This window comes from Leisingera aquaemixtae, from assembly GCF_019801145.1.
Classification (GTDB): Bacteria; Pseudomonadota; Alphaproteobacteria; order Rhodobacterales; family Rhodobacteraceae; genus Leisingera; species Leisingera aquaemixtae_A.
Genome location: NZ_JAHVJQ010000010.1, coordinates 117292 through 130755 on the forward strand (window position 1 = coordinate 117292; position 13464 = coordinate 130755).

12 protein-coding genes and 1 tRNA gene are annotated in these 13464 nt (G+C 59.0%); 1 reads left to right on the forward strand and 12 read right to left on the reverse strand.

The window, feature by feature from the left end:
- The first annotated feature begins 35 nt into the window (after positions 1-35).
- Positions 36-112: transfer RNA gene (locus KUW17_RS19510), tRNA-Arg, on the forward strand.
- Positions 113-274: 162 nt separating this feature from the next.
- Here the strand turns inward: KUW17_RS19510 and KUW17_RS19515 are convergent.
- The 12 genes from KUW17_RS19515 to KUW17_RS19570 all read right to left on the reverse strand — a co-directional run bounded on the left by KUW17_RS19515 (position 275) and on the right by KUW17_RS19570 (position 13445).
- Positions 275-1312 carry a hypothetical protein gene (locus KUW17_RS19515; RefSeq protein ID WP_222481973.1) on the reverse strand — a complete coding sequence of 346 codons (1038 nt, stop codon included), beginning with the start codon at positions 1310-1312 and terminating at the stop codon, positions 275-277.
- Positions 1228-1755: a hypothetical protein gene (locus tag KUW17_RS19520; protein WP_222481974.1), complete on the reverse strand. Its 528-nt coding sequence runs from the start codon at positions 1753-1755 to the stop codon at positions 1228-1230. Before KUW17_RS19520 ends, KUW17_RS19515 begins: the two co-directional genes overlap by 85 nt.
- A 57-nt stretch (positions 1756-1812) precedes the next feature.
- On the reverse strand, positions 1813-2142 hold the full coding sequence (locus tag KUW17_RS19525) for a TniQ family protein (protein WP_222481975.1): 330 nt from the start codon (positions 2140-2142) through the stop codon (positions 1813-1815).
- Between the two features lie 559 nt (positions 2143-2701).
- The gene (locus KUW17_RS19530; protein WP_222481976.1) at positions 2702-4585 is read right to left on the reverse strand and encodes an SLC13 family permease; all 1884 of its coding nucleotides are present in this window, start codon (positions 4583-4585) and stop codon (positions 2702-2704) included.
- Between the two features lie 572 nt (positions 4586-5157).
- On the reverse strand, positions 5158-6216 hold the full coding sequence (locus KUW17_RS19535; RefSeq protein ID WP_222481977.1) for an agmatine deiminase family protein: 1059 nt from the start codon (positions 6214-6216) through the stop codon (positions 5158-5160).
- Between the two features lie 66 nt (positions 6217-6282).
- A complete protein-coding gene (locus tag KUW17_RS19540; protein WP_222481978.1) occupies positions 6283-7329 on the reverse strand; it encodes an extracellular solute-binding protein in 1047 nt (348 codons plus the stop codon).
- Positions 7330-7357: 28 nt separating this feature from the next.
- Positions 7358-8452 (reverse strand): ABC transporter ATP-binding protein, encoded by a 1095-nt coding sequence (locus tag KUW17_RS19545; protein ID WP_222481979.1) that lies wholly within the window; start codon positions 8450-8452, stop codon positions 7358-7360.
- 11 nt (positions 8453-8463) lie between these two features.
- Complete coding sequence (locus tag KUW17_RS19550) at positions 8464-9282, reverse strand: ABC transporter permease (RefSeq protein ID WP_222481980.1); 819 nt, start codon at positions 9280-9282, stop codon at positions 8464-8466.
- Positions 9279-10133 (reverse strand): ABC transporter permease, encoded by an 855-nt coding sequence (locus KUW17_RS19555; protein WP_222482035.1) that lies wholly within the window; start codon positions 10131-10133, stop codon positions 9279-9281. The genes KUW17_RS19550 and KUW17_RS19555 overlap by 4 nt, the downstream gene beginning before the upstream one ends.
- A 27-nt stretch (positions 10134-10160) precedes the next feature.
- The gene (gene aguB / locus KUW17_RS19560; protein WP_222481981.1) at positions 10161-11042 is read right to left on the reverse strand and encodes an N-carbamoylputrescine amidase; all 882 of its coding nucleotides are present in this window, start codon (positions 11040-11042) and stop codon (positions 10161-10163) included.
- Complete coding sequence (locus tag KUW17_RS19565) at positions 11035-12054, reverse strand: agmatine/peptidylarginine deiminase (protein ID WP_222481982.1); 1020 nt, start codon at positions 12052-12054, stop codon at positions 11035-11037. The genes aguB and KUW17_RS19565 overlap by 8 nt, the downstream gene beginning before the upstream one ends.
- Positions 12051-13445, reverse strand: a complete 1395-nt coding sequence (locus tag KUW17_RS19570) for an aminotransferase (protein ID WP_222481983.1) — start codon at positions 13443-13445, stop codon at positions 12051-12053. Before KUW17_RS19570 ends, KUW17_RS19565 begins: the two co-directional genes overlap by 4 nt.
- Between the last annotated feature and the right edge of the window lie 19 nt (positions 13446-13464).

The window sequence follows — 13464 nt, forward strand, 5'->3', positions numbered from 1 at the left end:
CCCCCGGCCGGAGCCTGTCATAACTGGCGCCAAGCGGTCCCTTAGCTCAACTGGATAGAGCAGCTGACTTCTAATCAGCAGGTTGAGGGTTCGAGTCCTTCAGGGATCGCCATTTTCTCCTTTTGTGCCAATTAGGCATAACCTTGCACACTTTGGGGGTATTGATGCACACCCTGTGTCAAGTGGAAAGTGCCAAGTGAAGTTGAGTGTAGTAAAGGCTCAGATAGAAAACGCTTTCGTTCCTCGACCGGCCCCGGGGGCCAGCAGGCAAATGTCAGCTCATGAGCGTGTTCAGGACGGGTGCAACCTCCTTTTGGAGGTAGATCGGTCCGATAGCCACACCATTCAGCCGGAAAGCTTCAATCCCGTGAGCTGCAAAAGCCGCCAGAATCGTGTTCCGGTGAAGCCCGGTCTCCTTCACTATCACCGTCGGCGTGGTGAACTTGTCATGGAAAGCAGCGATGTCCGCACCGGACATCCGCCACTGGGAGCGCTTTGTCAGCGGGTGCAGAACCTCCATCGCAGGCGTATGGCCACCTTCGATCAACGCTTGGAGCGCCCCCTTCTCCCGCACTCCGATTGAGCGGGCAAAGGCAGTTGCGTTCATCTCCCCTTCCATGGCCGCCATTTTCTGCTCGCGGGAGCGAAGTAACTCCGACTGATCAACTTCGGCAACGTTGACGACGAGTCCGTGATACCCAAACGCCTCAGCGCGCTTGCCGACCCTCAATCTGCCGTCCCTGATCGCAGCGATAACCTGGCCGACAGAAAGACCCACTCGCTTGTGAACATGCTGGATCGTTTCCCATCCTAGCGTACCAGCTTCTAGCAAAATAGCTTTTCGCTCCAACTCCTCGAGCAGGTGCAGCCCATCAGACACCCGCCAGGGAGACTTGATCGTTGCAACTTTCGTCCTGGGCGCCAGCACGCCGTCAGCTTTTAGAGATTTGAGTTCGACTAGCGTCGCGCCCATAGCTTTGCGCATCGCAATCGGCCCGACCAAAGTCGGGATCTCCTCCAGAAGGGGTTTGTATTTCTTTGCGTCGAAGGTCTTGCGAGCATCAGCGCGCGTGTCATCAGGAGGGAACGCTCCAGCCTCAGTCAGGAAGCCGTTGAGGACCGACTTGCCGACCCCGGTTTCCCTGCTTGCCGAGGCAAGAGAATGGAGGCGTCGTTCAGGCACGGTTTGACCGAGAACCTCATCTCCCGCCTCGACCGGCCAGATCCTCAACAAATGCCGACGTACAATATCGCGAAACCCATCAAAGCTATCATCGCTGCGATAGAGGCGACCAAGTGCCTCGAGCAGCATCGGCAATGCCTGTTTTGATCCAAAGTATCCCCCTCCCCCGCCAGCAAAATGCCATCGAGCGCACACGTGATTTCCTCAGGCCCTCTCGATGCGGCATCAAAGCCTTTGGCCTTCTCAGCACGGTCGTCAGCTTCAAGTTCCTGAGCACGAAGGAGTTCCTTGCCAAGCAACGCACAGCAGGTCATGGCGGCAAACAAAGGCTGAGTTGCCAGCCACGTTTTGTCCTCACCTTGCGACAGGCGCCGATCAAGCCAGGCGTCATAGGCGGACGGCTCAATCAGATCGCTGTCAAAATTGCCCGCCAGAAGGTCTGGCAGGATTTCAGCCAATCTGGCACCAGCATCATCACGATTTACAGGCCGCGAGCTTTCCCAAAGTGGCATCAGAGGATGGCAGTGCCGCAAGCACACATCAACACCGCGGCACAGCCAGTCTCCCGCCATGGCCATGTGCCTCAGCGGAGAGGCTTGTTTTTCTGCCGCCTCACGCAGGCAATGAGGTCAGCCGCGGATGATAGGGTTGCGTACGGCGCGGGAGACAAAAACTTCCCCGCGAAATTTCATGCGTACGTCCCCGACTGGCTCACCTGTCCATGACAGCATGGTGGCCAGCTGACCGGGCGCCAAACCGGATCGGGTGGCAAAAATGTCCATCGCCTCCCGCTCCTGGTTCAGGATCCGCTTGAAACTAAAGCCAAGATCAAGGGCAAATCCGGTGGCGTCGGTACCATTGATCGCAGCCATGCGCGAAAAGAAGGAGGGAAGTGTCTCACGCTCCGAAGGTTCGACCGCCAGGGGTAACGTTTCTATCAACGGGGTACTCCGTTTCATTCTTGCATAACTTTAAGGCAAGATCGCTTATGCAAACGCGAGTGTCCAACCCGTGAGGCCCCAGGATAGATTCAGGGTGGTATCAACCCCACCGTTGGTTGTGAGTGTGTTGCAAGGTAAGTTCGAGACCATTGCCCCGGCTGTGTGAAAATTTTGAGAAGTTTGTAACCCCAGGATTGGGAACAGACATTCGTGTCTGCTCCTTCACAGTAGACAGGACAATATCTGTCTTGCCTCAGGTAGGGCCAAGGTCAGGAATGCGCAGAAAGGCGCCGCTTCACAGTTGCGAACCGTCTTCGCCCTTCGGAACCTGACGGCCCAATCCAGGCATTCGCCATCGTGGAACCGCTGCGGTGTAACGTCCCCAGAGCGGCCATCCGCAATCAGGTGCAGCATTTCATAGTAAGCAATGCCCCGCTGCGGGACAATTCTGCCGTTCACTGAATGTCGGCCAACGGCGGTTTCAGCCGCCATTCCCATGGTGTCCGATGGCGCTGCAGGAAACCGGCCACCGTCTTGAAACCCGTCTCAAATCAGCTTGGTCTCGACTGCTTTTGGGTCAAAACATCACGTTAAGCATAACTATTGAAACGGCCAGAAAAAGGACCGTCATGATACCTCCGCTCTTCAAAAAATCTGTAACCTTGTAGCCGGCCGGCCCCATTATCAGCGCGTTGACCTGATGCGTTGGGATGATGAACGAATTCGATGTCGATATAGCTACCGTCAGCGCAAAGAGCGCCGGGCTTGCCCCAGCGGCCACGGCGATCGAGACTGCCAATGGGACGAGGAGCACCGTTGCGCCGACATTTGACATCACCAAGGAGAATACCGTCGAAAGAATGGCCACGCCCACTTGCAGCGACCAGACTGGCCATCCGTCAAGAAGGACAAGGATATGCTGAGCAATCCACTCGGCAGTGCCGGTGTTCTGAACGGCTTGCCCGAGCGGGATGAGGCTGGCCAGCAGAAACACTGTATTCCACCCAACCGCGCGGTAGGCTTCGTCGATGCTCAAAACCCGGCTCAGCAGCATCCCGACCGCGCCGGTCAGGAGACAAAGGGACAGGCGCACATCCGTGAACAGGATGAGCGACAGCGAAATTGCAAAAAACAGCAGCGCCCAACCGACTTTGTGCGGCCTCAGCTCCTCTTGCGGAAAATCGGTGGTCACCACGATGAAGTCCCGGTCGGCCTTGATGCGCATCAGATTGTCCCAGCGGGTATGCGTGACCAGCATGTCGCCGGCCCTGAAAGGCACCAGCCCGATCTGGGTCGGTTCATGTTCTTCCGTTTTTACGTGGCTCAAGGTTTCCTCGCCCCGGTGGATCGCCATGAGGCTCAGGCCATATGTCTTGCGCAGCAGCAGCTGGCGCGGGCTTTTGCCGATCAGCTTGGAATCCGGCGGGATGACCAGCTCGGCGACACCGGCGTTCGTGGCGGCAAATTCCTCGACGAAGACATCCAGTTCAGGGCGGACCGTCAGCCCGTAGCGGTCCGCGAAATTCCGCACCACCTGCCGGTTGCCAATGATGGCCAGCCTGCACGGCGCTGCAATCTCGGCGGTCAAAATCTGAATCATCGACACTTTGCCATGGTAGAAGGTCGAGATGATGTAGAGATTGTTGTCGTTGTTGATGTCGGCCAGAACCTGCCCCACAAGCGCGCTGTCTGCAGGCACATCCACCTCAAAAACATCGGCGTGCAAGCCGTAGACACGCTCAAGGTATTCGGAGGTGCCGCCACCGGAAACCAATTCGGCCGGTTCCCGCGATCCAGGCAGTACCCAGCGGCCAAGAAGCAAAAAATACAGAATGCCCGTGGCCACCAGCGCAACGCCGATGGGGGTGACAGAGAACAGCCCGAAGGTTGGGATTTTGGCCTCTTCCGGCAGCCCCCGGTTCGCGGTCAGGACCAGATCGTTCAGCAGGATCAGCGGGGAGGAGCCGACCATTGTCATCGTGCCGCCTAGGATCGCGCAAAATCCCATTGGCATCAGCAGGCGGTTGGACGCAATGCCCGAGCGCACAGATATCCGGTTGACGACCGGCAGGAACAGCGCCGCCGCGCCAACGTTCTGCAGAAAGCTGGAAATAAAGCCGACCGTTCCCGACACGATCGGAAGCACCCGCGCCTCGGTCGCTCCACCGTGTTTCAGGATGGCCGCTGCAACCTTGTTCATGATCCCGGTCCGGTCCAGCCCGGCCCCGACAATCATCACGGCAATGATCGATATGACAGCGTTGGAGGCGAAGCCATCGAACAGATGGGTTGCATCCGCCAGATTTTCGAGCCCTGGGAGGTAGCTCAGGATACCAACCAGCACGAGAACAAGCAGTGCGGCCAAGTCAATTCGAATGACTTCAGAGACAAATAGGAAAACCGTAAATCCGAGAAGCCCAAGAACAACTGCCATTTCATCTGTGAATTGTAGAGTTTCCATGTCACGCTCCGCAGCCCTCTATCCCCAAAACAACGCCGGATCGTGCGAGGAGAACTCGCACGGGCTCTCTAAGTGCTAACATATTTTTTTCATTTGTCTGATTTATGCGTAGCTTCTGATGTACGAGGTTGAGTAAACTTCAGACCATGCGTCGCGATGGCCGGAACCAAAAGTTTCTACAAGCGAACATGCCGCGGACGCGAATGACACGGGTTCAATTGAAGTAACTGGTGCAATCGCAAAATCTACGAGCTCTGTTTTCAATACTTCACTTCAAGTTGCGTGTACTGCGGCAATCGGAAGGCCGGGCTCTAGGCCGTCTTCACAAGTCCCAGGTCCGCCAAACGCTTGAACAGCGACTGCAGCGGCCTTATCCGGACCTCTGCTATCTTTAGAATACTGCACTGCGGCTTGTCGTAGGAGACAATTGCCAGTGCTCCCTTCACCGCAGTTTGGGTCTCCCAAACGGACATTGCTGCCGCTCGCTGAGTGTCTCAGGCAAGTGTCCAAACCAACAGTTCCACGTAAGGCAGAAAGCAGTTCAAGTTGGTCCTTGACGAGGCCAACTCTTACTAAGCATACCCGTCAACACCTTTTGGAGCAGCCAGAGTTCCGGCGGGCTGCTGTTGCGTGATGCAGCCGATACCCCCGCCATCGCGCGCGATAAAAGTGCTGTCCACGCCCACGATTCTGCGGCCGGGGAACAGCTCTTCCAATTCGGCGCACGCCTGTTCGTCATCTGCCCCTCCCAGCATCGGGGTGATCAGCGCATTATTGACGGCGTAGGCATTCACATAGGGCACCGGCATGGGCTCCCCATGGGACGGATCGGTGTAGGGCAAGCGCGGCATCTCGATCACATCGAGCTTGCGCCCCTTTGCGTCCGTTGCGTCTTTGAGGCGGCGCAGGTTCTCCTGGCACAGCTCAAAATTCGGGTTCGACGGATCTGTCACCGTTTGAGCCAGCACAACACCGGGCGCGAGGTATTCCACCACGTTGTCGGCATGACCGTCGGTGCCGGCGTCCTCGACCAGCCCCAGCCCCAACCAGATGACCTTTTCAATGCCGAGGTAATCCCGCAGCAACCCTTCGAGATCGTCCCGCGACACACCGTTATACCGGTTGGCATTACGCATCACCTGTTCGGTGGTGATCAAGGTGCCTTCGCCGTCGACAGTGATGCCGCCGCCCTCGCAAATGAACGGCGCATGATAAAGCCTGATGCAGAGATGGTCGGCAACATGTTCAGCAACGCGCATGTCCTTGTCGCAGGCGTATTTTCCGCCCCAGCCGTTAAACTGGAACTGAACCAGTGCGACTTCGCCCTCATCGTTCTTGACGAAGATCCAGCCGCTGTCGCGCAGCCAAGCGTCGTTGATCGGGATTTCCAGGATCTTGGCATTGCCGCAGCCGGCAAGCGCGGCCCGCGCGCCGGCCGCGTCGCCGGGGTCGGCGATCACGGTCACCGGCTCAAATTCCGCCACCGCACGGACAACACCGGCATATTCCGCCCGGGACCGCGCCAGGTCACTTCGGTAGTTCAGCTCGGTCGGCCAGCCGATGTAGGTACGGGCGTGGGGTGCAAACCGGGCAGGCATACGGAAACCGTCAGCGTAGGGTGTTTTTACCATGGATCTCTCCTGTGGCGGCGGGGTTGCGGCGGCGCTGGCGCCGCCATTGGGTGATCTGCGGCCGGATCAGAAGCCGGCTTTGATCCGCTCGAATTCCTTCAGCATTTTCGCAGCCATCTCGTTGGGCACGCGGAAACCGAACAGGCTTTCAGCCATGAAGCTTTCGGGATCGGAATAGCCGTAAGCTCTGACAGCCTCCTGATCGGCGATCCCATAGGAACCAGCGTTGGCGTGTGCATAGCCCCAAGCCTCGATCAGGTATTTGCCGCTCTCGGCATCCGACAGCGCGTTCAGGAAGTCATACACGTCCTCATCGCTGCCTTCGCCGTCCTTGAGATGCACATAGCCGCAAGCCCAGCTGGCAACGCCCACCTCAGGGTCACGCACCAGTTTCACCGGAACATTGTCGAAGATCAGCGCCAGTTCGGTCGCATTCCAGGCCCAGGCGGCATGGATCTCTCCTGACTTGATGGCCGCATCCAACTGCCCTTGATCGCTCCAGTAGAAACGCACGTTTTTATGGACAGACCGCAGGAAGTCCGACGCCTCTTGGAATTTCTCATCCGTCATCTCGCTCCAGTCGTTGACGCCAACAGCCAGCGCCGCAAAGCCGTAGGCATCTTCGACCACGTCCGGCAGCGACACCTTGCCGGCCAGCGCCGGGTCCGCCAGCATCTTCAGGTCGATATCGCCTTCGACGAGATCTGTACGGTAGACGAGACCGGTATTTCCCCAATCAAAAGGCACCATCCAGACTTGGCCGTCCGACGACACTTCCGGCAGTTGAGCCAATGTAGGAAGCAGTTCGCCCCAGGCATCCAAGCGCGCGGTGTCAATCGGCTTGATCAGGTCGACAGCGCGCATCTTGCCGATCAGCCCACTGCAGGGATGGGCCAGATCGGCCTTGAAACCGGAACGCAGCTTGTTGAAGCCCTCGTGGTCATCCGCGAAAAACGAAAAATCGGGGGCGCCTCCATGTTCTTCGACATAGGCGTTAAAGAAGCCTGGATCGTCGTAGCCTGACCAGTCAAACACGGTGATCTGGCCCGCACTGGCGCCAAAGGCGGCCAGCGCTCCCAGGGCCAGCCCGGCCGAAAGGGATTTGATCTTCATGGGTACTCCTCCTCTCAGGACATTCGGTTCATTTCTTGGGAAGGGCGACGGCCGCACCGCCGCGAAAGCCTGACCACACGGCATCACCGATCTCAAAATGGTCGGCCCGTTCGAAATTTGTCACCGAGGCGATCAGCGGATCAGTCCGGCCCTCAAGCTCCAGGTAGTAGTGGATTGTTTCGCCATAGAAGGCCCGGTCGATCACGCGCGCCGGAACGGCCACATCGGCCCCTTCAGGGCGTTCGCTGCCGATATGAACGCGCTCGGGCCGCAGGCCGATCGTGACTGCGGCTCCAATGCCATCCGAAACGCCATGCGCATCGACCGAAAGCTGCCCGAACCGAGGCAATTCAACTTCAAGCCGAGTGCCGCCATTGGCCTTGATGCTGCCATCGAAGAAGTTCATCCCGCCGATGAAATCCGCGACCTGTTTGGTGTTGGGCTTCTGATAGAGCTCGTGCGGTGTGGCCACCTGTGCGAGCTTGCCCTCGAACATCACGCCGCAGCGGTCCGAGATCGTCATCGCCTCATGCTGGTCATGGGTTACCATCAGGAAGGTGATCCCAACCGAGCGCTGTAATGCCCGCAGTTCCATCTGCATCTGTTCGCGCAGCTTCTTGTCGAGCGCCGACATCGGCTCGTCCAGCAGCAGGACCTTGGGTTCCAGCACCAGGGCCCGGGCCAGGGCCACCCGCTGGCGCTGGCCGCCGGACAGCTCATGCGCGCTGCGCCGGCCCAACCCCTCCAGGCCTACCTTGGCAAGCATGTCTTCCGCCCTGGCCCGCTTTTCTGACCGGCTCAGGCCGGAGCGCGCCAGGCCGAAGATGATGTTCTCCTCGACGTTCAAATGCGGAAAGATGGCGTAGCTCTGAAACACCATATTCGTTGGCCGGTGGTTGGCATCAATCCCGGCCATTGGCAGGCCGCCGATGGAGATGGTGCCTTCCGACGGTTCCTCGAAGCCTGCGATCATTCTGAGCAGCGTGGACTTGCCGCAGCCCGAGGGGCCGAGCAGAGAGAAGAACTCCCCCTCCTTCAGCTGCAGGTTCACGTTCCTGACAGCCCGGAAGCTTCCGAAGGACTTGCTGACATTGGCGATATTGACGGCGATCTTATGGTCCATGCCGGTAGGTCCTACTCGGGTTGCTGTGTGAAACGTTCGCTGCGGCGGCGGAAGCGTTCGGCCACCAGCAAGAACAGAATGGAAATAAGGATAAGGAGCGAGCCGAGCGCGATCACGTTCGGCAGCTTCGCCGGGAAGCGCACTTGGCTCCAGATATAGACCGGCAGCGTCGGGCTGTTGCCGGACAGGAAGAAGGCCAGGATGAACTCATCGAAGGAGACCGTAAAGCTGATCAGCAGGCTGGAAATGATCCCCGGCGAGACAACCGGCAGCGTCACTCGCCGCAGTGCGCCCCAGGAAGTTTCGCCGAGGTCAACGGCGGCCTCTTCCAGCGCATCATCGAACTGACCGAAGGCTGATGTCATGATCGACACGCAGAATGGAATGGTCAGCAGCGAATGGGCCAGGATCACGGTGAAAAGCGTGGTGCCGATCCCGATGCCGAGGAACACGATCAGCAGCGAAATGGCGATGATGATTTCGGGCATCACCAGCGGTGCCATGACGAGGGTCTGGCTGATCCGGCGCAGCGGGAAGCGGTGCTTGGTGATCGCGCGTGAGATTAGCGTGCCCAGGCTGGTGGCCACCACTGCAGAAACAACGGCCACGATCAGACTGTTTTTCAAAGCGTCAAACAGGGCCGTCTGTTCAGCCAGGCTCCCGTACCATTTTGTCGTGAAGCCTGTCAGCGGGAAACCGAGTATCTTGGAGTCATTGAAGGAAAACAGCGGCAGCAGCAGGATCGGCAGGTAAAGGAACCCGATATAGAGCACCGCATAGGCGGGCAGCAGCCTGCCAATCCGCGACAGAACGGCAACAACGCGGTTCATTTCAGGCTCCTTTCAATCAGTTTCAGGCCAAGCACCAGCAAGCAGGCGGCACCCGTCACGCAGACCACGGCCGACAGCGCCAGCGCCGCCCCCAGCGGCCAGTTGTTGGCCTTGCCGAACTGGACCTGGATCATGTTGGCGACCATTGCGCCGTCCGACCCGCCAACCAGCGCCGGGGTGACGTAATCGCCAACGGTGGGAATGAAGATGATCATGCTGGCACCGATGATGCCGGGGATCGACAGCGGCAGGGTCACCCGCAGGAAGCTGCGCACCGGCCCCTCCCCCAGATCCTTTGCCGCCTCCAAATAGCTGCGGTCGATCTTTTCCAGTGACACAAAGATCGGCAGGATCGCAAAGGGAGCCCAAGCGTGCGCCAGAGTCACCACCACGGCTTCGGAGTTGTAAAGCAGAGTGTCGATGGGGGTGTCGATGACACCGAGCCACAGCAGCGCGGAATTGACCACCCCGTTCTGTGCAAGAATGAGCTTCCAAGAGAACACCCGCAGCAGGTAGCTTGTCCAGAAGGGGATGGTCACCAGGAACAGCCACATCGCCTTGTTTTTCTTAACATTGAACGCGATGTGGTAGGCCACAGGGTAAGCCAGCAGAACGGTCAGCAGCGTCACCATGGCGGCGATCCGTACCGAGCGGAAGATCAGGGTGCGGTACAGCGGGTCTGCAAAGACTTCCCGGTAGTTGGCCCAGGTGAAGTCGCGCGTCACATCCACAAACTCCTGGGTCCAGAAGGAGTAAGCAATCGTCATCCCCACTGGCGCTGCAATCAACAGCAGTACATAGAGCGTCGTCGGCGTCGCCAGCAGCAGCCCCAGCCTGGCGTTTTTGTCCAAAGTCACGGTGCTTCCCCCTTCCGGCTATCAGCCCGTGCGTCCGTCATAGGTGCAAATCGCGCCGTAGAGGTCAGGCCTGCGGTCCCTGAAGACCCCCCAGTAGCGGCGCGTTTCGGCCACCGCATCCAGGTCGAACTCCGCGGTCAGAACCACACCGTCCTCGCGCTCGGCCTCGGCTACTTTCTGGCCAAATTGGTCGGCGATGAAGGAGCCGCCGAAGAAGGCCATGCGCAGTTTATCGTCCTCCGTGGCGACTTCCTCGCCCACCCGGTTGCTGGCAACGACCGGCACCAGGTTGGCACCGGCGTGGCCGCGCATCACGGTCTGCCAATGGGGAATGCAATCGGCATCCGGGCGGGTCGGTTCGGAGCCGATGGCGGTGGGATAAAGTAGCATTTCCGCACCCTGCAACACCATGCAGCGGGCGGCTTCAGGGAACCACTGGTCCCAGCAGATCGCCGCGCCCACGCGCCCGAAGGCTGTGTCCCAGACCTTGAAGCCGGTATCGCCGGGGCTGAAGAACTGTTTCTCCTGGTAAGCGACGTCATTAGGGATATGCGACTTACGGTAAATCCCCATGACCGTTCCGTCGGCGTCAATCATTGCCAACGAATTGAAGTAGCTCTGCCCGGCACGTTCAAAGAAGGATACCGGCAGGACCACCCCCAACTCCCTGGCTACGGAGGAAAAATGCCGGATTGCCGTGTTTTCTTCCACAGTGCTGGCCAGCGCGAAATGTTTGTGCGCCTGTTCGATGCAGAAATAGGGTGTCTCAAACAGTTCCTGGATCAGGATCACATTGGCACCGCGGCCGGCTGCGTCGCGCACCAGCTCCTCAGCCTTGGCAATATTGTCTTCCTTGTCCCAGGAACAGCTCATCTGGGTGGCAGCGAGGGTTACATTACGCATGGACGGGAGCTCCGGCTTTGGGTTGCTGCTGGGTGATGCAATGGATGTTGCCGCCGCCATCGGCGATCGCGTTGGTCAGAACGCCGACGACAATGCGGTCCGGGAACAGGCTGGACAGGACGTCCAGCGCCTCCTGGTCGTGCTCGGGGAAACCGTATTGCGGGACGATCACGCCGCCGTTCACCAGATAGAAGTTGATGTACGACAGGAAGCGGCGGCTGCCGTCCGGTTTGCGGTCTACAGGCGGCGAGGTCACCTGGAAAATCGTCAGCGGCTGGCCTGCCGCATCAGTCTCCGCTTCCAGAATGGCGCGGTTGTCCAGCAGGTTCTGATAGTCGGAATCCTCCGGATCGGCGCTGACCTGGCATAGGACGCCGCCGGGCACAAAAGCCGCAACGACATCGACGTGGCCATTGGTCGAGTCATTCTCCAGCGTGCGGGTCAGCCAAATGACCTTGGACAGGCCCAGTTGCCTGCACAGCTCTGCTTCGAATTCTTCCGGGGTTGGCCCGCCATTGCGGGTGCGGTGTTCATAGCATTGCCGCGTGACAACGCAGGTGCCTTTGCCATCAATATTTAGCGCGCCCCCCTCGTAGACCATGGCGGACGGGTTCCGCTTTGCGCCTGCCAGCTCAATTATACGGGCTGCAACATTGGCATCTTTCTTGTGAGGCCACTCGCCGCCCCAACCATCAAAGGTCCAGTCCACACCAGCAAGCGAGCCATCGTCGCCCAGCACGAAGGTCGGCCCGTTGTCGCGCAGCCAACTGTCATCCAGCGGGCAAGCGACCAGCTCAATATTGGCTTCGTCTTCGAGCTCTCCGAGCCCATCGCAGTTCTCCGGGTCATAGAGCATGGTCAGAGGTTCGAACTGTGCGATGGCCTTGGCGACATCAGCATATTCGCGCCGCACTTGCGGCAGGTTATCGCCAAAGGTGCCTTCAGCGCAGGGCCAGGCCATCCAGGTCCGCTCGTGTGGGACCCATTCGGGCGGCATGCGGTATTGAGTCATGCGAGGTTCACCCCCTGCTTGATGAGATCGTCAGTTGTCTTGCGGATACCGGCTTCAAGGATGTCGAACATTTGGTCGATTTGACCGTCCGTGATCACCAACGGCGGCGAGAACACGCACATGTTGATAATCGGGCGCAGGATGAGGCCGTTTTCCTGGCAATGGGCGTCGATCATCGCACCCACGGTCTTGTCGAGTGCGAGTAGATCGTCAGCTGACGCATCTGCTACGCACTCGACACAGCCGAGCAGCCCCTTGCCGCGCGCATCTCCGACAAGCGGGAGGTCAGCGAGAGCTCCGAGCCGTGCTTCGAAATGGGGAGTGACATTTCGCACATGCTCAAGGATGCCCTCGCGTTCGATGATCTCGATGTTCTTGAGCGCAGCGGCTGCGCTGACCGGATGGCCCGAGTAGGTGAAGCCGTTCGAAAAGGTCGCGTCCCGGGACTTGTCACCGGAAACGTCGGCAATCAGCCGGTCCGAGATGATGCAGGCTCCCATCGGCACATAGCCTGAGGTCATGCCCTTGGCGCAAGTGATGATGTCAGGAACGATGTCGAACACCGCTTCCGAGGCGAACCAATGGCCCATGCGGCCGAAACCGGTGACCACTTCGTCGGAGATGTAAAGCACATCATGCCGGCGGCACACCTCGAGGCAGCGTTTGTGGTAGCCCGCCGGCGGGACAATCACCCCGCCGGAACACAGGATCGGCTCAGCAATGAATGCCGCGACCTTATGAGCGCCGATCTGCAGAATGGCGTTCTCCAGATCCGCTACCTTTTCATCCAGAAACGCCTCGATGCTCTGGCCTTCCGCGCGGACATAAGGGTTCACATTGGGCAGGAAGTGGGTCAGATGCGTTGCCTGGTCCAACCAGCCCTTGTCACGCTCCTTGCCGCTCATCGAAGCCGCCAGATAGGTCGAGCCGTGATAGGCCTTCTGACGCGAGATGACGATTTTCTTTTCCGGCCGTCCCAGAATGTTGTTACGGAACTGAATGAAACGCAGCGCACTGTCCACGGCGGTCGAGCCGCCGGTGGTGAAGAACACGTGGTTCAGATCCCCCGGCGTACGTTTGGCTATTTCATGGGCCAGGCGCGCGGACGTGGAGTTCGCATTGTTGAACGGCGAGAAATAAGCCAGCTCGCGCGCCTGTTCCGCCATCGCCTCGACGATCTCGGTGTTTCCGTAACCGATCTGCACGCACCACATGCCTGCCGGCCCGTCGATAAGGCGCTCGCCCGTTTCCGTTGTGACATAGATGCCTTCACCACCTTCGGTGAAGGTCCTGTCGTTCTGGCCGATATAGGCCATTCCCTCCCACGGATGAACGAAATGCCCGTTGTCCCAATCGCGGACGGTGTCGAAGTCGGTGTTCAGCAGCGTCATGATCTCACCTGAGTTGTAA